General features: G+C 62.2%; 12 protein-coding genes and 1 tRNA gene. 12 read left to right on the forward strand and 1 reads right to left on the reverse strand.

What is annotated here, in order from left to right; all coding sequences use genetic code 11:
• The first annotated feature begins 448 nt into the window (after positions 1-448).
• On the forward strand, positions 449-2,173 hold the full coding sequence (locus tag AC5RWT_RS13710) for an ATP-binding protein (protein ID WP_494080662.1): 1,725 nt from the start codon (positions 449-451) through the stop codon (positions 2,171-2,173).
• An 82-nt stretch (positions 2,174-2,255) separates the two neighbouring features.
• Here the strand turns inward: AC5RWT_RS13710 and AC5RWT_RS13715 are convergent, their stop codons facing one another.
• A complete protein-coding gene (locus AC5RWT_RS13715) occupies positions 2,256-2,417 on the reverse strand; it encodes a hypothetical protein (RefSeq protein WP_494080663.1) in 162 nt (53 codons plus the stop codon).
• Between the two features lie 206 nt (positions 2,418-2,623).
• On the opposite strand from AC5RWT_RS13715, the gene AC5RWT_RS13720 reads away from it, so the two are divergent.
• From AC5RWT_RS13720 to AC5RWT_RS13770, 11 genes are all read left to right on the forward strand, one after another.
• On the forward strand, positions 2,624-3,661 hold the full coding sequence (locus tag AC5RWT_RS13720) for a hypothetical protein (protein ID WP_494080664.1): 1,038 nt from the start codon (positions 2,624-2,626) through the stop codon (positions 3,659-3,661).
• 221 nt (positions 3,662-3,882) lie between these two features.
• Entirely contained in the window at positions 3,883-4,251 is a 369-nt protein-coding gene (locus tag AC5RWT_RS13725) for a SpoIIAA family protein (RefSeq protein ID WP_494080665.1), read from the forward strand.
• A complete protein-coding gene (locus tag AC5RWT_RS13730) occupies positions 4,241-5,839 on the forward strand; it encodes a putative bifunctional diguanylate cyclase/phosphodiesterase (protein ID WP_494080666.1) in 1,599 nt (532 codons plus the stop codon). Before AC5RWT_RS13725 ends, AC5RWT_RS13730 begins: the two co-directional genes overlap by 11 nt.
• Before the next feature lie 231 nt (positions 5,840-6,070).
• Positions 6,071-6,142, forward strand: a tRNA-Gln gene (locus AC5RWT_RS13735).
• Between the two features lie 54 nt (positions 6,143-6,196).
• Positions 6,197-7,735, forward strand: coding sequence for a bifunctional UDP-N-acetylglucosamine diphosphorylase/glucosamine-1-phosphate N-acetyltransferase GlmU (gene glmU, locus AC5RWT_RS13740; protein ID WP_494080667.1), 1,539 nt, complete (start codon positions 6,197-6,199; stop codon positions 7,733-7,735).
• Positions 7,732-8,712 (forward strand): ribose-phosphate diphosphokinase, encoded by a 981-nt coding sequence (locus tag AC5RWT_RS13745; protein WP_494080668.1) that lies wholly within the window; start codon positions 7,732-7,734, stop codon positions 8,710-8,712. Before glmU ends, AC5RWT_RS13745 begins: the two co-directional genes overlap by 4 nt.
• Positions 8,713-10,157: 1,445 nt before the next feature.
• Entirely contained in the window at positions 10,158-11,522 is a 1,365-nt protein-coding gene (ectB, locus tag AC5RWT_RS13750) for a diaminobutyrate--2-oxoglutarate transaminase (protein ID WP_494080669.1), read from the forward strand.
• A gap of 221 nt (positions 11,523-11,743) precedes the next feature.
• Positions 11,744-13,102 carry an aspartate kinase gene (locus tag AC5RWT_RS13755; protein WP_494080702.1) on the forward strand — a complete coding sequence of 453 codons (1,359 nt, stop codon included), beginning with the start codon at positions 11,744-11,746 and terminating at the stop codon, positions 13,100-13,102.
• Between the two features lie 139 nt (positions 13,103-13,241).
• Complete coding sequence (locus AC5RWT_RS13760) at positions 13,242-17,540, forward strand: Pls/PosA family non-ribosomal peptide synthetase (protein ID WP_494080670.1); 4,299 nt, start codon at positions 13,242-13,244, stop codon at positions 17,538-17,540.
• A gap of 22 nt (positions 17,541-17,562) precedes the next feature.
• Entirely contained in the window at positions 17,563-18,813 is a 1,251-nt protein-coding gene (locus AC5RWT_RS13765) for a heparan-alpha-glucosaminide N-acetyltransferase domain-containing protein (protein WP_494080671.1), read from the forward strand.
• Positions 18,814-19,115: 302 nt separating this feature from the next.
• Positions 19,116-20,108, forward strand: coding sequence for a M28 family peptidase (locus tag AC5RWT_RS13770; protein ID WP_494080672.1), 993 nt, complete (start codon positions 19,116-19,118; stop codon positions 20,106-20,108).
• Positions 20,109-20,298 lie beyond the last annotated feature (190 nt).

The raw sequence follows: 20,298 nt of genomic DNA on the forward strand, positions 1-20,298 counted from the left end.
GGTGCCGCCCTCAACGAGCTGTGGCAAGTGACCGGCGGCAACCCGCTGTACCTGCGGCTGCTCGCCGTGGAACAGCGCAGTGCCGGCTCCCTGGTTTCCCAGCCCAGTGATGGGGCATAGGCCCAGTTGCCCGTAAGCCCCACGATGACCGCGGTGGCGGTGCCGGCAGCCAACATCACCGCCAACCGGGCAGATGCGCGGTGTCTGCGGCTGTGAAAGGCCTGGACCGACATGCGCACATTCTGGCATATCGCCTCGGTTGGCTACGAGCGGCCGGACTAATAGTCCAGCGGGTTCGCCGCGCCTTGGCGCTGATTCGCGTTTAGAAAAGCGCCTGATGAGAAGGTGCAGGCTACCGGAGTACCTGCCGGGGCACTGCTAGTCTTCATTCATAACGTCAGGGGAGCCGGGACGATGCCGGACCGCGTTCAATGCAGGAGGAATTGCAGTGCGGACCGTTGCAGGTGATCCCGGGGCAGCAGTTCGGCCCACAGTACTCGTCGGCACATCGGACGCCGCCATGCGCACCTTCCTGTGCACCGTCTTGACTGATGCAGGACTGGCGGTTTCTACCTTGACGACTGCTGCCGAGGTCTTGGACGAGATGCAGCGCAATCCGCCGGACATCCTGTTAGTGGACGCCGGCGATATGTCCGTGGCGGGGATGGAAGCCGTGAGGAGGCTTTCGGACACTCAGCCTGGCGCCCAGTGGCGCGTGATGCTTATGGCCAGCGAGGAAGAACTCCCCCTGATTGAACGCGGTTATGAGATGGGCGTCTCCGACTACCTGATCAAGCCGCTGACGGCCTCCAACGTGGCCAACCGGGTGCGGGTGACCCTCGCCAGATCGGAACACCGGAGGCGTGAGCGCAACGGGGTGGCTGTCCTCCGGGAGCAGATCCGGCGGGTGTCCGACGGCATCCGCAGCACGAATGACCCTGACGAGATGATCAATCTGGCCCTGCACGGGATTGGCCAGGCCTTCGACGCCGACCTGGTCTGGGTGCGGACCCTGGACGACGAACGGGTGCCCCTCACCGCAGCACAATGGGTGGGCGATTCTGTGCAGGAGCCCGATGCGATGCCCTACCGCAGTGAAGATCAAATCGCTAAAATCGCCTCTGCGCTGTGGGCGAAGGCCAGCGTCATCACGTCGGCCGACCAGGGCGGTGTCGACCTCGCTGCCCACCCTGACGTGGCCGAATGGTTCGCCAGCGCGCCGGGAAAATCTTCCGTGCTGGCGCCTTTGGGCCAGGGGCCCAATGCTCTCGGGCTGATTTGCCTGATCCGCTCGGGCCGGCCGCGGCCTTGGTCGCCGGCCGAGATTTCGCTGCTGCAGCACGTCGCGGGCAATCTGGCCCATGGGCTTATTCAGGGGCACCTGATAACAGCGCAGCAACAGGTCGTGGAAAAGCTCCGCGAGCTGGACCAAGCCAAGTCCAACTTTGTGGCAACGGTCAACCACGAGCTGCGTACTCCGCTGACCTCGATCACCGGCTACTTGGAGCTGGTGCTGGACGGAGATGCCGGCGAAATCCCGGAGTCCGTTGCCAGAATGCTGAGAATCGTGGGGCGGAATGCCACCCGGCTTCGCGAGCTGATCGAAGACATGCTGACCCTGTCCAGGATGGACTTCCAGAGCAGCGGCTTGACGACGGAGATGGTGGACCTGTCACAACTTTTACGCATGATTTCCACAGCGCTCGAACCGGTCGCCCAAGCCAAGAACGTGAAGCTAATTGGCGAAGGGCTGGACACCCCGCTCGCCGCTAACGGCGACGCCAAGATGCTGGAGCAGGTCTTCACGAACATCATGTCCAATGCCGTGAAATTCACTCCGCAGGACGGCCAGGTGCGCGTGTCCGTCTCCCGCGGAGCCGAGGGCGACGACGGGGTTCCCTGCGCCGTCGTCCAGGTTGCCGACAGCGGAATCGGTATCCCGGAAGAAGACCTGCCGCAGCTCTTTGCCCGCTTCTACCGGGCGTCAAATGCCCACGCCATTCAAGGCACCGGACTGGGTTTGGCGATCGTCAAGGGAATGGTGGAGCAGCACGGCGGGAACGTCTCCGTGGAGTCGGTTGTGGGAGCCGGGACGACCTTCACGGTGACCCTGCCAGTGGGAGACCCGGTGCACCTAGGGGCCGGGTCCTCGGACGCTGTCAGCGTCTCCTAAAAACACAAAGGCCGTGGCGCGCCTCCGAAGATGTACGCCACGGCCTCAGCCGGAAAGCAGAAAAGCCCGCTCCATATAACGACTAGTGCGGCCAGTTGCCGCTCTGAATCGTGAAGCCACCTTGAACCGGGGCGGACTTAACGATGGTGACCGAAGTGTATGCTTCGTCAGCGGCCGAGGCAGCCGTAGCGCCGGTAACAGCCAGTACTGCTGCAAGAAGTACGGATGCGGAAAACTTTTTCATGGGGCTCCCTCTAGGTTATGCATAGATTAGCAAATCTATGCACGCGGTGGTGACATCGCTTAGTGTACATTCATAGATACCTAAGGAGCTAGAGGTTAAACGACACACACGGCTATGCCCCTATAACGTTCGGCAGCAGAATATGATCGGATTTCGGGGGATGCCTGGTTCATCGCCGCGGCCATCAGCGTTTGGAGGATTCGCACATGGTGTCGGTTAGTCCTGAGGGTAGTGGAGTCCTTGCTGAATTGCGGGCTCGTGAAGCCTTCGGCCGGAGGGAATATGCGCAGGCGCTGAGCCTTGCGCAGCATGTTTCTTCAAGGGCGCGAACTGCCGGTGACGATTCCACGTGGTGGCAGATGACAATGTTCATAGCAGAGTGCCAGCGTGAAATGGGGCTCAATCGTCCCTGCATTGATACCGGCCTGCTGCTTTTGGAACATCCTTTAACAGTCGGGTCCGCCGAGCTCCAATGCCGCGCACTGAACCTGTTGTCTGACGTCAGCCAAGCTGTCGGAGAACTTGCACGGGCCGTTGAATACGGCGTCAGGGCGGTCAGCATCGCCGGCGGGGGAGAGGTGCCCCAGGACCTTCGAATCGGCTCCTTGCTAGCCCTTATCGCAGCACTCGCAGAGAGTGACCAACTGGATCGTGCCTGGCAGGAAAGCCAACACCTTATCAGTTTGCTTGACACCACTATCGATACCCAAACGGCAGGAAAGTGTTACTGGGTCGCGGGAAACGTCGCTTTCCTGAGACAACAGCCTATGGACGGTGTGAAGTACCACAAGCTAGCAGCCGAACATTTGTCGCCTTCGAACGACCTCGCACTCTGGGCATGGTTTAACCGCGCTTCGGCAGCAATGAGACTAACGGCAGGTATTGCCGACACCGAAACAGCCGACTGCATGGAACGAGCTGAATTAGCAGCAACGATTATCGGAACCGATGATGGCGACCTCTTCAAGAACATGCTCAATCGCGCCCATTGGCACTTCCTCAACGGTGAAATGAGCAGTGCGATAGGGCTGCTCACGTCCATATGCGCGGAACCTGCAAGGATGGCACACCAGACTGCAGGTGAAGCAAACATGTTGCTTGCCAAGGCGCTCCGGGAACAAGGCGATTGTGCATCTGCCCTGCGCCACTTGAAGGATAGCCAAGCTTGTTTTACCCAAGCTGGCGCCAAGGATCGCGCGGCACAGGTGGCTGCAGAAATCGCCGTGTTCCCGAAAGCTTCGTAACAAATTATTCTTCGTGTCACTAGGCGTGTCGTGAACGCTGTTCGTTTACGCTATGAACAATTGGCAGTTCGGGAGCAGTAAGTTCTGGATTTATTGGACGGAAGCGGAAGCTTTCATCGAATCGTTGGGGAGCGGATGCACGTGTTAGGTCATGAATGGCCCGTGAGGGTTTTAGGAGCGGTATCTCACGACGACGCGGCCGCATGAGGAGCCTGGTCAATATGACTCAAGGCGTTGCTGCCAATGTGGGCAGCACCGGCGACAACATCATTAGCGTCGACCTTCCGAGTGGTCTGGCTTTCACAGACGAAGTGGCGGTCTCCACCTCCTCACAGCTTCGGGTACTTTCCGGCGGCAAGCGCTGCCGCGTGCTCATGCGCATGAAGGGAGTGGCATCCATCTCCCGCATGGCGCGTTCAATGCTGGGGCGGGAGACTAATGCTTCCGCCATTGCCCTCGTCGGCGAGTCGCCCGTGGACAGGGTCATCGCCAACTTCGTTCTGGGATCCGAACCATCGGAGTGTCCGGTCCGCTACTTTGACTCAGAGCCTCAGGCCCTTGCGTGGCTGGAACGGGACAATGCCGCATAACCCCGACCCGCGGCTCCAGCAGCTGGTCGACGGTATGGTCCGCCTTGCCGGCGGTGATCTGACCACCAGAATTCAGCCCTCGCCGGCACGCGACGAGATTGATGCCGTGATCACCGGCGTCAACCTTTTGGCCGAGGAGTTGCAGCTCAGCTACATGGAGCTGGAAGAGCGCGTCGAACGACGAACCGCCGAGCTGCGCCAGGCACATCGGGACATGAGCCGAATGGCGCTCAAGGATGCTTTGACCGGTCTGGCGAACCGCACGGCATTAGCCAACGAGATGGACGCAGCCCTCGACGACGCGCGGTCCGGCCAGCGGGCTCCGGCCTTGCTCCTGCTGGACATGGATTCCTTCAAGCAGGTCAACGACAGTTTTGGCCACGACGCCGGGGACCGTGTCCTGACCGTGGTGGCAAACAGGCTGAGGTCGATTGTGCGCGACGGCGACACCGTGGCGCGGCTGGGCGGCGACGAATTCGCGATCCTGCTTCCCCGTGCGACGACGGATCTCGCGCTTCAGGTGGCACACCGGATTCTCGGCGTGCTCAAGGATGACATCCAGTTGGATGAAGTCACAGTATGGCCGCAGGCCAGCATCGGCGTGCGGGTGGCGGACGCAGGACAGAGCGCCCAGAGCCTGCTGCTGGACGCGGATACAGCGATGTACGAGGCGAAGAAAGACGCTCAAAACCGCATCAAAATCTTCCAATCCCATATGCTCCACGCGCGTCAAATGCATAACCAAATGGCGTCTGAGCTCCGCGGTGCCATAGCCGCCGGCGGCTTCGAGCTTGAATACCAACCGGTGGTGGATCTGTGCACCGGACGCCCCCTTGGGGTGGAAGCGTTGGTCCGTTGGAACCATCCGGTCCGCGGGCGTGTCATGCCCAGCGACTTTATTCCGATGGCTGAACAGACTGGCCTGATCGTTGACCTCGGCCGGTGGACTTTGTCCGCAGCAGCCCGACAGTTCGCGGCGTGGTCCGCGGAGTTGGACCTGGACCCGGGGTTCCAGATCCGGGTGAACCTTTCGGTGGCCGAGCTGCAGCGGATCGATTTGGTGGAGCATGTTCGTGGCGTCTTACGCGACTCGGGGATAGCCGCCGAGTCTTTGGTTTTGGAGATCACCGAGACCGGTCTGGTCACCGGCGGGGAAGTAGAAACATATTCCTTGCTTGCACTGCGGAAGCTCGGCATCGGGATCGAAATCGACGACTTCGGCACCGGGTACTCATCGATTAGTTACCTGCGCCGGCTGCCCGTCGACCTGGTCAAGGTGGACCGGTCCATCATCACCACCCATTCGGCCGACGGCTCACAGCAGGAGTTCATCGACGCCGTCCTCCAACTTATCCGCGCCGCGGGACTGGACGCGATCTTCGAAGGGATCGAGACGCGGGAGCAGGCGGAACAGCTACGGGACCTTGGCTGCGCCGGTGGGCAGGGGTTCTATTTCAGCAAACCAGTGTCGGCAGCACGCATCACCCAGTTGCTGCGCAGCGGAGCCTGCCTGCCGGTGACTGCCGAACCTCCCTACGAGGCTCTCGACGCAGGCGCCACAGCCGGCGGGCCAACAGCCATCCTGTAGCCGATCGCCCCCTTCCAGGGGCTTTGCGGCCCCGGCAGAGCCTGCGACACAGCGAGGCTCGCTCGAAGCCCCAGCAGAATGCCCGGACCAGCAGCTCAAGTGCATGACGGCACCGCGACGGGCTGCTTGGGCAGCCTGTGGCGGCGGCCTGTGCCGCCAAGTCGCACGGAGGTCGGAAAACGTGGCAAAATGGACACTTGTGCCGGCAGGTCAACCGTCCTAACAGCACATTCCGCCCTGGTGTAATGGCAGCACCCCGGCCTTTGGAGCCGTGGAGTATAGGTTCGAATCCTATGGGCGGAACGATCACCGACCGGCAACGGACGGTGTTGCGGCGGGAAAGAAGCCGTCAACCGAATGCACCGGCTACACCGGAATCAGCGCAGCGAGGAGTGCTACTTAGTGAGCCCCCAGGACGTCCCTGAAGAAAACGTCAAAAACGCTTCAACACCGGCAGCGGTCATCGTCCTGGCCGCGGGGGCGGGCACCCGGATGAAGTCCAAAAAGCCCAAGATCCTGCACGAAATCGGCGGCGTCTCGATGGTGGGCCATGCGCTCGCCGCGGCACGCGGTCTGGCACCCACGGTGCTGGCCGCCGTCGTGCGCCACGAACGCGACCGGGTGGCGGAACACATTTCTTCGCTGGACCCGAACGTCCTGATTGTTGACCAAGATGAGGTTCCCGGCACCGGCCGGGCCGTGGAAGTAGCCCTTGAAGCGCTGCCCGCCGGGCTGGAGGGACCCGTTGTGGTCACCTACGGCGACGTGCCGCTGCTGACCACGGGGTTGTTGAAAGAACTCGTCGAGGAGCACGTGTCCGCCGGCAATGCCGTCACAGTGCTGACCGCGGTGCTCGACGACGCGGGCGGCTACGGGCGGATCATCCGCGCAGACGACGGCAGCGTCCAAGGCATCGTGGAACACAAGGACGCCACCGACGAACAGCGCGCCATCCGCGAGGTCAATTCGGGCATCTATGCCTTCGACGCGGGTGTCCTTCGCACCGCTCTGTCCAGGATCACCACCGACAATGCCCAAGGTGAGAAGTACCTGACAGACGTACTGTCGCTGGCGCGGGCCGACGGCGGGCGCGTGGACGCCGTCGTCACGGCCGACTGCTGGCAGGTGGAGGGCGCCAATGACCGGGTGCAGTTGGCGGCCCTCGGCGCAGAGCACAACCGCCGGGTCCTCGACGCTGCCATGCGCTCCGGCGTGAGCATCGTGGATCCGGGGAGCACGTGGATTGACTCCACGGTGACGTTTGGCACCGACGTGACGCTGCTGCCTGGAACCCAACTGCACGGAGCCACGCATGTTTCCTCCGACGCGGTGGTGGGGCCGGATACCACCTTGCGGAATGTAACCGTGGGCGAAGGGGCATCAGTGGTCAGGTCGCACGGCTCCGACTCCGAGATCGGGCCAGGTGCCACAGTGGGACCTTTCACCTATCTGCGCCCCGGCACGGTGCTGGGCGAAAAGGGCAAGATCGGCGCCTTCTACGAGACCAAGAACGTGACCATTGGAAAGGGCGCCAAACTTTCCCATCTGGGTTACGCAGGCGATGCCGAAATCGGTGACAATGCGAATATCGGCTGCGGCAACATCACCGCCAATTACGACGGCGAAAAGAAGCACCGGACCGTCATCGGCTCCGACGTGCGCACCGGCTCCAACACGGTGTTCGTCGCTCCGGTGCACGTCGGTGACGGTGCCTACTCCGGGGCCGGCACGGTGATCCGCAAGGATGTGCCGGCCGGGGCGCTTGCCGTCAACGTGGCACCGCAGCGGAACTTGGATGGCTGGGTGCTGCAGAACCGCCCCGGCAGCTCATCTGCAGAGGCTGCTTCCAGAACTTCCTCCACGCAATCCCCAACTGTAGAAAGTGATCCTTCATGAGCGGAATCAAGGCACAGGGCGAAAAGAGGCTGGTGCTGGCCTCCGGGCGTGCGCATCCGGAACTGGCGCAGCAGATCGCCAAAGAGCTGGAAATTGAACTGCTGCCGACGTCTGCCTACGACTTCGCAAACGGCGAGATCTACGTCCGGTTCGAGGAGAGCGTTCGTGGCACCGATGCGTTCGTCATCCAGGCGCATCCGGCTCCCATCAACGAATGGCTGATGGAGCACCTGATCATGGTGGACACGCTCAAGCGGGCTTCGGCCAAACGCATCACCGTGGTTGCTCCGTTCTACCCGTATGCCCGGCAGGACAAGAAGCACCGCGGCCGGGAGCCGATCTCGGCCCGTCTTGTCGCGGACATGTACAAGACGGCCGGCGCGGACCGGCTGATCTCCGTGGACCTGCACACGGCTCAGATCCAGGGCTTCTTCAATGGTCCGGTCGACCATTTGATGGCTATTCCTCTGCTGGCCGAATACGTCCGGACCCGGGTGGACCTGGACAACGTGACCGTCGTGTCCCCCGATACCGGCCGCGTGCGCGTTGCCGAACAGTGGGCCGAACGATTGGGCGGGGCTCCGCTGGCCTTCGTGCACAAGTCCCGTGATGTCAACGTGCCTAACCAGGCCGTGTCCAAGCAGGTTGTCGGCATGGTGGCCGGCCGCACCTGCGTGCTGATTGACGACATGATCGACACCGGCGGAACGATTTCCGGTGCGGTCCAGGTGCTGATGAACGCCGGTGCGAAGGACGTCATCATCGCCGCCACGCACGCGGTGTTCTCCGATCCTGCCGCCCGCCGGCTGTCCGAGAGCGGGGCACGGGAAGTGGTGGTGACGAACACGCTGCCGATCCCACCGGAAAAGTACTTCAAGGAACTGACTGTCCTGTCGATCGCGCCGTTGATCGCCCGCGCCATCCGCGAAGTGTTCGAAGACGGGTCGGTCACGAGCCTCTTCGACGGCAAAGCCTGACACCCGCGTTCCCGACTGCGTTTCAACCACCCTTCACGGGTTCCTGAGCGGGCTCCGGCGACGGGCCTGAAAAACGGGTTTCCGTGCCCTGGGGTGGTTGCCGCAGGGGAGTGGCGGCTGGAGCACCAGCCACAGCCGGTCAAGCACGGCTCGGTGCCGCTGGACACAGCGGTCCATGGTCTCCACGGTGATGCGATCGGGAGTGGGCCTGCTTCGGCGGTGTGCAGAGGACCGCTTTGTCCGACCGGGAAGGGGCTAAGCCGGCCCTGGTCTGCGAGTCGCTGGAAATCACCGCACGCCGTGCTGATGCACTGGCGTCGCCGACGAACCTGGCCGGACCTTGGTGTCTGAAGAATGTGCCGGGAGATTCAACAGGTCCGGGCAGCAGCTTACTTGCTGTCCGGCTCGTGGACATGCCCGCCAGCGTGGCCGCGACAGTGAGTGAGCCGGCGGTACGTGGGTTGGACTGGTTGACGGGGTCGTGCTGGCCTTGACCGGTGATCTGCACCGTCCAGCGGGGCTCCCGGGGCGCCACGTCTAGCTAACGTGTGCACCCCTTGGATGGGCCCGGACGCCCTGGCTTTGGGGGGGTCTGTCCCGTTCGGCCCGGCCTCGTTGGTTCCGCGGGGCCTCATGGCAGCAGCCGAGAGGGGGACGCGGGGCAAAGTTCCACTCGCGGCCGCGGCAGCAGCGGCACTGTCGTGGGCTCTTCCCGGGAGCGCCACGACCCACCAGAAGCAGACCGCGCAGTCATTGACGATCTCTCCCGGACTGCCGAGGGGCACCCTGACCGACGGCGAGGGGCACCCTAACCGGATATCGAACTTCGGCGTTGAGAACCCCAGATCGTTAATCCAATCGGCCGTTCTGCTCAATCAGTGAGGGCCAACAGCAAGTGTCTGACCGCGCGGATCCAAGTACTGTCCGAGAAACAGCACGTAGTCAGTCGGCGGCCTGAGCGGGAATAAGCCGCATTGATGGTTTAAGTCGAGTATCGGCTACTTGGGCAAACAACGTAGGCGCTTCCTAAGCTGAAAGTGTCGAAAGCGTCGGACAAGCATTGGGGATTTCGGCGGCTATCGACACCGGGACGGTCCGCAGGCATGCGTCGGTGGGCTGTGACATCCATCCCGGACACCGCATGGGGGACAGGCCGCACAAACACGGGCAGCATCGCGCGTTGCATAACCGCAGTAGCACAGGCGCGGGTGGTCGCGCTCAGAATCCGTCTGGTTGCACGGATTGTGGACCTGGTTGAACGGATTGGGGGGAATGGTTTTGATCGAAGAACTTGTCAAGGGCCTAAGGGCCCGCCACCCGCGTGGACACATAGACGACGGCCCTGCACCGTGCGAGGCAGCAGGAGTGGACGCCGAGGTTGTCCGGGCCGGCACTCCGGCAATCTCATGCCCGGGGCGGTCCGCGACAGCTAAGGCGGACAACTAATGGATATTTTTGCATCTCTGGAGTCGGAGGTCCGCAGTTACTGCCGCACCTGGGATACCGTTTTCGACTATGCCGCCGGGGACACGTTGTATAGCGAGGACGGCAGAGAATATCTGGACTTCTTCTCCGGCGCAGGAGCACTCAACTATGGGCACAACAATCCGCTTCTGCTGGAGCCGCTGATCACTTACTTGCGCTCCGGCTCGGTGATTCATTCGCTCGATATGAAGACAACGGCGAAGCGGCGATTCTTAGAGACCTTCCTGGAACTTATCCTGATCCCGCGGGAGCTGGACTATAAGGTGATGTTCACCGGACCCACCGGAACGAATAGCGTCGAAGCCGCTCTGAAGCTGTCGCGCAAGGTTACTGGCCGGCACCAAGTACTGAGCTTTACCAATGCGTTTCACGGGATGACCCTCGGCGCCCTGGCGGTGACGGGGAATACAATGAAACGCCAAGGCGCGGGAGTTCCGCTTAATAACGCCTCAAGCAGTCCCTACGATGGCTATTTTGACCAGCCGGTAGAAGATTTTCTGTGGCTGCAACATGCGCTGGAGGACAGCGGGTCCGGAATGGATAAACCCGCCGCAGTCATAGTAGAGACTGTTCAGGGCGAGGGAGGGCTCAGAGCGGCCCGTGGAAGCTGGTTGCGGCGACTCTCCGATCTCTGCCACCAGCACGGCGTGCTTCTTATTGTTGACGATGTGCAGGCCGGGTGTGGGCGCACCGGTACGTTCTTCAGTTTTGAGGAAGCAGGGATTTACCCCGATATCGTCTGCCTGTCCAAATCGATTTCCGGTTTCGGGTTGCCGCTTGCCCTCATGCTGCTAAAGCCTGAACTGGATATCTGGAAGCCTGGAGAGCACAACGGCACCTTCCGCGGCCATAACCCGGCCTTCGTGACCGGGACCGCTGCGCTGGAGCACTTCTGGAACGGCCGTGGATTCGAACGGGACATCGCTGCGCGGGCCGCACAGCTGCATGCGTCTCTGGCAACGATGGCAGCCGGTACCGACGGCGCCCGAGTCCGCGGCCGAGGGCTCTTAGCCGGCCTGTATTTCCCGGACCCGACAGTGGCACGGAAAGTCGCCGCCGAATCCTTCGCCCGCGGCTTGCTGGTAGAAACCTCCGGACCGGAGGGAGAAGTGGTCAAAGCCATGCCGGCCCTGACTATCAGCGCGGAAAATATGACCCGCGGGCTTGGCCTTCTAGCGGAGGCGGTCAGATCGGTTACCTGTGAGCGGCAAGACGAAGTACCCAACAACCGCGGCGGGGAAGTCCCGAGGCCACGAGCGTCCGGCTCGGTCTTGCGCCAGCCAGTCAGTACGCGGAACCGAGCACATTGGCAAACGGGCGGATAAGGCTGAGGAGGCGCGCGCAGCAGAGCATACCGGAGTTGTGGGGAGTGGGCAGCGCACCGCACTGAGGTGCAGCGGCAGTCCACGAAGATTGGGGGGCCAGAGTGGAAAACTTCAAGCGCATAGATGGACCTGCTGTCCGCATGGCGAAGGACTCATTCGCGCTGCCGCGCAGCGCCCGGACGATCAGCGGACCGGTGCCGTTGGGCAAATTGCCGGTGCCGATGGGCGCGGCGGAACGATGGACGAACGTCGTAGTGCAAAAGTACGGGGGCTCGTCGGTGGCTGATGCCGCAGGCATTCGACGGGCGGCTCAGCGAGTGGCTGAGGCACAGGCATCTGGATGTCAAGTAGTCGCGGTGGTGTCCGCTATGGGTGACACCACCGACGAGCTGTTGGATCTGGCGGCCAGTGTCTCGCCTCATCCTCCTGCCCGCGAACTCGACACCCTGTTGACGACCGGCGAACTCGTTTCCGCGGCCTTGCTGGCGATCGCGTTGGCGGATTTGGGAGCTGATGTTCGGACATTCACAGGCAGCGAGGCAGGCCTCATCACCGACGACTCCCATGGCAAAGCGCACATTATCGATGTCGATCCGCGCCGAATCAGGGCCTGTTTGAAGAACGGTCAGATCGCCGTCGTGGCAGGATTCCAGGGCAAAAGCTGCGAAGGGGAGGCAGTCACCACTCTTGGAAGGGGAGGTTCGGACCTTACCGCCGTCGCGCTCGCCGCAGCATTGGGTGCAAGCGTCTGTGAGATCTACACGGATGTCGACGGTATCTTTACGGCGGATCCGCGGATCGTTCCCAACGCCCGCAAGATCGACGTGCTCGCCAGCGAGGAAATGCTTGAGTTCGCAGCCGCGGGAGCAAAGGTTCTCCACCTCCGATGCATCGAATACGCTCGCCGCTTCGGTGTTCCGATTCATGTCCGGTCCTCGTTCGTCCAGAAGCGGGGAACAATGATTCTGCCCAGTCTCGACCAGCCTCTTCCGAATGCACACGCTGGCGAACAAACTCTCATTTCGGGCGTGGCAAGCGTCAACTCTGCGGCACAAGTAACCGTCGCTGGTATCCCAGCCTGCTCGAGGACCGCCGCCCGGCTCCTCCAGGACCTTGCCGCATCGGGGCTGAACATCGAAATGATCGCCCAACATCCGCGGGATACAGGCGCCGAAACCGCCGACATCACCTTTACCGTTCCGTCCGCGGAGGCACCGGCAGCCATTGCGATTCTGGATGAGGCTCAAAGCCGACTCGGATTCGAAGCGATCTATCACAATGACGAAGTGGGCCAGGTCTCGCTCACTGGACTCGGGATGCGCTCCTCACCCTCTACCTTCAGCACGTTCTTCAAGGCGCTCTCGAACGCCGGAATCAGGCCGGAAATGATTTCCATTTCCGAGCTCTGCATTGCGGCTGTGGCACGCACCGATGAGCTTGCCGATGCTGTCCGCGCTCTGCGGATCGCCTTTGGCCTGACGTCGCTGGAAAAGGAAGCATCGGGGGACCTCATGCACGACACGCTTCCGCCGTTCATTGCTCAGGCGGCCGCCACTTCGCGCCCAGGACCTTCCGCATGACATCAGGCTGGGAAGAAAGGCGCAGGCGCAGACACTCTGCCGAGCCGGCGCAAGGGACATTTCCTTTCTGCGCCACGTGAGTAGGGACTCACCGCAGTAATCCCACACACCGAAAGCACCGCCGATACGGGAGGTAACAATGGCTCGAGGCGAGGACTCGTACTTTGGATCGGAGGACACCGATCCGGGAGAAGACGCCGAGAAGTATGCTCCGATGGATACCCTCGGCTGGCCTCGGGCATACCGCAGTGAAAATCTCGGCCGCGCCGATCACGAAGGCCTGGTGTTTGTTGGCCGGGTCGACGAGCATCCCGAACCGGCCGGGCGGAGCGTCGACTTCAGCGAGACGGACCTCAGCGCAGCGCCGTACGAGTTGCGCTCGGACGATGCGGCACGCGCAGCCGACGCGCATCAGGCGATGGCAGCTACTTTGGACCCTTTGCTGTTGCAGTCCTCGCACCGCCAGAGTGTCCGGTGGTCTCCGGGTGAGCGGCTGGAAGGCCTCTTCGAGAGCCGATGCGACTCGTTGCGCCGCGAAGGCCGGGCAGACCAGCTGGCGGTCGACTCCGGGGACTCGAGGTTGACCTACGATCAGCTTGAGGCGCGGGCCAACCAGCTGGCCCGTCACCTGCTGGCCGACGGAGCAGGGGCCGGCGACCGTATTGCGCTGCTTTTCGACGATGCGCTATGGTCTTACGTCGCGATGCTCGCGGTGCTGAAGATTCAGGCGGCCTATGTGCCGCTGGATGCCGGCTTCCCCACGGACCGGATGAGCTACATCATGGAGGACTCCGGGACCAGCCGCGTGCTGACCCTGAGCCACCTGACCAGCCTCTTGCCGGAAAAACGCTGCCGCGCCCTGAGTTTGGACGCCGCCGCACCGGGCATTGCGGGTCTGCCCGGCTCCCGGCTTACGGACTACGAGAAGCCCGATCCGGTCGAGGACTTGGCCTACATCATCTACACCTCGGGGTCCACCGGCCGTCCCAAAGGGGTGGGGATCGAACACTCCAGTATCTGCAACTTCGTCCGTGTCGCCGCCGAGGTCTACGGATATCAGAGCGACGACCGTGTCTATCAGGGCCTCACGATCGCCTTCGACTTCTCCGTCGAGGAGATGTGGGTGCCGTGGATGGTCGGTGCGACTCTGGTGCCCAAGCCGAGTTCGAAGAGCCTGCTCGGAGCCGACTTGGAACGCTTTCTAATCGACAACCGCATCACCGCGATGTGTTGTGTCCCCACCTTGCTGGCCACGCTGGAGGGTGAGCTCCCCGACCTGCGTTTCCTACTCGTCTCCGGTGAGGCCTGCCCCCGCGATCTGGCCGAGCGCTGGCACCGGCCGGAGCGGCGGTTCCTCAATGTTTACGGACCTACCGAAGCGACCGTGACTGCTACCTGGGACGTTTTGCACCCCGACATGCCTATCACCCTCGGTCAGCCCCTGCCGACCTACACGATCATGATCCTCGATCCCGACCAGCCGCGGGCCCTGCCGCGGGGCGAAATGGGTGAGATCGGCATCGCCGGGATCGGACTCGCAGCCGGATACTTGAACCTGCCCGACAAGACAAATGCAGTCTTTATCCCCGATTTCATGGGCATTCCGAACAACCCCTCCGGGCGGATCTACCGCAGCGGAGACCTTGGCCGCATCACGGACGACGGCTTGATCGAGTACCACGGCCGAATCGACACCCAGGTCAAGATTCGCGGATACCGTATTGAGCTGTCCGAGATTGAATCGGTCCTTTTGCAAGTGCCCGGGATCGCTCAGGCAGTGGTCGAGACACATGAATCAGCACCCGGGATGACAGAACTCGCCGCGTTCTATACGTTACGCAATGGCGTCTCCGATCTCGCGCCTGAGATGATCAGGGAGGAGCTCCGCGACCGACTGCCGAGCTACATGATCCCTGCCTTCTACGAGCAGCTTGACACCATGCCGATGCTCCCCAGCGACAAGGCCGACCGAAAGAACCTGCCGACGCCCAGCAAGCGGGTAAGCGCTTCGGACGACGCCGGGTACTGCGAGCCGGAGACGGACGCCGAGGCGGCTCTGGCCGAGCAGCTTGCTGCCGTACTTGGATTGGGACGCGTCTCCGTCGAGGCTCACATCTTCGACAATCTTGGGGTTAACTCCCTGCTGATTGCGCACTTCTCCGCTGCGCTGCGCAAAAACACCGACCTGCCGCCGGTCGATTTGCAGGTAATCTACGAGCATCCGACGATCCGGGCGCTCGCCGCGGCGATCACTTCTCCAGCCGCCGCCGACGCCTGGGCGGAACTGGAGCCGAACCCCCGGCCCAAACGAGGACGGATCGCCACTTTCGACATCGTGCTTTGCGGCGCGCTGCAAGCGGTGCTCGCCATCGGCTACTCGTACACCTTCCTCACGGCGATCGGGGCTGGCTTTAACTGGGTCACTGCAGGGGCCGGCGTCCTGGAGATCTGGGGACGTTCGGTCGTCGTCGCGGTGAGCTTCTTTCTGGCCCTGAGCATCCTGCCGATCCTGCTCAAATGGCTGATCCTCGGACGCTGGGAAGAGCAGAACATTCGTATCTGGTCCCTGGCCTACGTCAAGTTCTGGTTTGTCCGTGCACTGGTCAGACTCAACCCGTTGGCCTTCTTCGTCGGCACCCCGATCCTTCCCTTCTACCTGCGGTTGCTGGGAGCCAAGATCGGCGCCAACGTCACCATCCTCACCCCCATCACTCCGGTGTGCACAGACCTCTTAACGATCGGCAGCGGGACGGTGATCAATAGGGATACGTTCTTCCTGTGCTACCGGGCCCATGACGGGTGGATTCAAACCGGCCGGGTCACACTTGGCCAGGACGTCTTGGTCAGCGAGAGGTGCGTGCTGGACATCAGCTCCACGATGGGTGACGGAGCGCAACTGGGCCACTCGTCGTCGCTGCAGCGGCTGCAGTCCGTACCCCCAGGCGAAAGCTGGCACGGATCTCCTGCGGTGCCAACCGACGTGAACTACCGGTTCGTTGAGCCGCTGCCGTGCAGCCGACGGCGACGGATCACCTACAGTGCGTGTCTCCTGTTCAGCAACACGGTCCTTTTCGGCCCGCTGCTTCTACTGGCCATCGCGCTGCTTCTGCCGGCCTACGTGGAAGCCGGCCATTTGGACCATGCGAACCCGGGGTTCTACGCGGATCTGGTCTTCACTTCTTTCGCCGTGTTGTTCGGCGGCATGTTCGTGGGTCTGGCCGTAATGTTCACGATTCCTCGGCTGCTCAACCTCCTGATCAAACCGGGGCAGACCTATCCTCTGTATGGTCTGCACTATGCTGCTCACCGACTAGTCTTCCGGATGACCAATGTCTTCCAGTTCCTGCACATCAGCGGCGACAGTTCCCTGGCTGTGCACTACCTCCGTCTGCTGGGCTACAAGCAGCCCAATTTGCAGCAGACCGGATCGAACTTTGGGACGGAACTCGACCACGACAATCCTTATCTGACTACCGTGGGATCCGGGACCATGATCTCCGACGGGGTGTCAATCAGCAACGCCAACTACTCAGGTACGTCCTTCAGCGTCTCCGAGGTAAAAATCGGGGCAAAGAACTTCTTCGGCAACGACATTCCGTATCCCGCTCGCGCTCGTGCCGGCGACAACGTTCTCTTCGGCAGCAAAGTCATGGTTCCCATCTATGGCGAGGTCCGGCAAGACGTCGGCCTGCTCGGTTCACCGGCATTCGAAATTCCCCGGTCGGTCGATCGGGACACAGCGTTCCTCAAGAATGACCGCCGCGAAGAAATCGTCCGCGGGCTACCGGCCAAGAACCGGCACAATGCAATCTCGATTGGATTGTATTTGGCCAGCCGCTGGGCCCTCGTCCTCGCCGGCATGCTGGCCTTCTCACTCGCCCTCATATTGTTCCCGGGTATTCCGGGCCTCGGGCTTTACGTGGGCACCGTCAGCTTCTGCGCCTTCATGATCGCATTCTCCATCGTGCTCGAGCGTGCCGCCCAGGGATTTAAAGCCATGGTCCCGACCGTGTGCTCCATTTATGACGTGAAATTCTGGCGACACGAACGGTTCTGGAAGTTCATCACGTATCCGCTGTATTTCTTCGACGGCACCCCGTTCAAGCCCGTGTTCTGGCGCCTGCAGGGCGTGCGGATGGGCAAGCGGGTCTTCGACGACGGCTGCGTCATCCCGGAGAAGACCTTGGTGGCCATCGGCGATGACACTACTCTCAATATCGCCAGCGTCGTCCAGTGCCACTCGATGGAGGACGGCGTCTTTAAACTCGACGCCATCACCCTCGGCCGGGGGGTCACCTTGGGCGTCGGAGCCTACCTGCTCTACGACGTCGTCATGGGCGATGGTTCGGTGCTGGAGGCCGACTCCTTCCTGATGAAGGGTAGCCAAGTGCCGGAAGGCGCGCGGTACGGGGGCAACCCTGCGCGGGAGATCGTCTAGACACCGAAAGAAAAGGACGAAGATGGGCTCTATTCAGGACAGGCAGGGACGCGAGGCCGGCCCTGCAGGCGCTACGCTGATGCAGAACCGGAGGCGGCTGATCGGCATCGATGCTGCCCGCGGCCTGGCCCTGATCGGGATGATCGCCATCCACATCTTGCCGGACGAGAACGAGGACACCGGGAAACCGACCCTGGCGTGGATCCTGTTCGCCGGCGACTCCGCTGCGCTGTTCGCGCTCCTGGCCGGAGTGGGCCTGGCCCTGTCCTCCGGCGGGCAGAGACCGCACTCGGGGCAGAGACTGGTGGGGGACCGTTTGGGACTGGCCGTGCGGGCCTTCCTGATCGGAGCCATAGCCCTGGTGATCGCCGTCTTCATGCAACAGGAGGATCCTCCTGCCAACGGCATCCTGCTCTACTATTCCGTGTTCTTCCTGCTCGCCATTCCTTTTCTCCATCTGGGGCCAAAGACATTGTTCATCAGTGCGGCGGTCTTCGGCATCGTCTCGCCGATCCTGCTGCAGAAGCTGGACCCATTGCTGCCGACATCGTCGACGTTTAACCCGGCCTTGGGGCATCTCTTCTACGAGCCGGCCGGTGTGGCCTCGGATCTGCTGCTGACCGGATCGTATCCGGCGCTGCCGTACATGTGCTACATCCTGACCGGCATGGGGATCGGGCGGCTGGACCTGCGAAAGCCCGCGGTGCAAACATCTCTCGCCGGTATAGGTGCGGGTCTGGCGATCTTGGCCAACGCGGCCTCAGCCATCCTGCTGTACGCCATGGGAGGCTACGAGCAGCTGTTAGCCACCAGCGGGAAGGCCGAGGAAGAGCTGGACCATGGTCTTGTCTTTGGGCCCGGGATCATTCCGGACACCTCACCATGGTGGCTGGCCATTGCGACACCGCACTCCAACATGCCGCTGGCGATCGCCAGCAGCCTGGGTCTCGGCCTGTTGGCGACCGGCCTGTTCCTCCTCATCGAGCGGGCGGTCGCTCGCTCGCTGGCACCCCTTGCCGCGATGGGCACGATGACGCTGACCCTCTACTCCGCGCACCTGCTGGCGCTCAGCCCTGAGGTGCACTACGATGCACCCTTCCTGTGGTTCATCGTGCACCTGACGGTCGCCGTGGCGTTCGGGATGATCTGGCGCCGATGGGTGGGACAAGGTCCGTTGGAAAGACCGGTGGCTGCGGCCACGAAAAACTTTCGACAGATCGTGGACGACAAATCGTCCGGCTCCACCGGGGCACCTGGAACGGTTTCCCGGTGATTCGGGACTTTCCGCCCCGCGCGCCTATGCCGCGGAGTCCTTCGGCGATTGCCCCCCGAAGGCGGTTCTTCCGGCCTGAACCCGAAGAAATACCGCGCGCAGGCGCTCGCAGCCTGGGCTCTTCTTCGGCCAGCCCAACTTTCGGGGCCCGGTTCACCCGTGCGGACTTCATCCCCACTTCTGCATGCCTGCCATCGGCCGCTCGCTGACCAACAGCCCCGGACGTTAGAATGCTCTGGTGATGTTGGACTCATGAGGTTGACATGAAACGGCACTGGCACCGAAGCCGGCGCCGGAGATCTATGGTGGTCGCCGCGGCGGTTGGGCTGGTAATTCTCGTGGTGGCACTTCTTCTGGCCACTGAGAGGACGGACGATTCCGGGCGGCAGGCACGGGCTTCCAAAGCGTCAGCGTACGAGCATCTAAAAGAGTTTCAAGCCATCGCCAATGAGCACGGCGACCGGGCGACGGGCACCTCCGGATACGAGGCCGCGGCCCAGTATGTAGAACAGCAACTCGAGAGTGCTGGTTACCACAGCAGGCGCCAGTACTTCACTTTCAGAAGTCGCGGCGAAAGCCATAAGTCTTTCAACATCATCGCCGAGACCGTCGGCGGGAGCGATGACAACGTCATCATGCTTGGCGCACACCTCGACGGGGTGCGAAATAGCCCGGCGATCAATGACAACGCTTCCGGCGCGGCGGCACTGCTGGAGGCCGCGCAAGAACTCGGCCAACGGAATGAACCTCGCAACAAAGTACGCTTCGCATGGTGGGGAGCGGAAGAATTTCCTCAGGCGTTCGGCTCCAAGCATTATGTCGAGGACCTGGCAGAGAACGACAGGGGCGAACTCGACCACATCGCCGCCTATCTGAACATTGACATGGTCGCTTCACCCAACTATGTCATCGCGGTTTACGACCCACGGGAATCCGAGAGCGACTCCCGGCGGGACGTGCCCGACGGTTCGCTGGAGATCATGAAGTTCTTCACCGACTATTTCGACTCCCGCGCCCAGCGCTGGGTGTCTACGGAATGGGACTTCGATTCCGATCAAGTGGCGTTCGTTAACGAAGGTGTTGCAGCGGGCGGCCTGTTCACCGGCAGCAACGAGACAAAGTCGGCGTGGGAGGGCATCCTCTTCGGCGGTGCTGCTGGGAAACCACGCGATCCTAACTACCACAAGCCAGGCGATGACATCAGTAATGTCGATTTGGAGGCGCTCAGCATTATGACCGACGCGATCACACACGCGGCCACCAGCCTGGCTGAGGACAGCAGCGCCCTCGAGTAAACCGCGGCTCGCCACCGTTTACTCCCGGTGCATGATTGGGGCCCTCGGCCTGACCCTGATAAACTTGACGCATTGCCTAGGCGAGGGAGGGCCGGAACCGGCCCTCCGTTATCGACGGTGGCTAGCAGCTTCGTTTCTCTGCGCTGGTATCGGTGCGGCGGCCGGTCTCTAGGCACCCGCCACAAAACCA

This window comes from Arthrobacter sp. Dra40 (assembly GCF_059091905.1).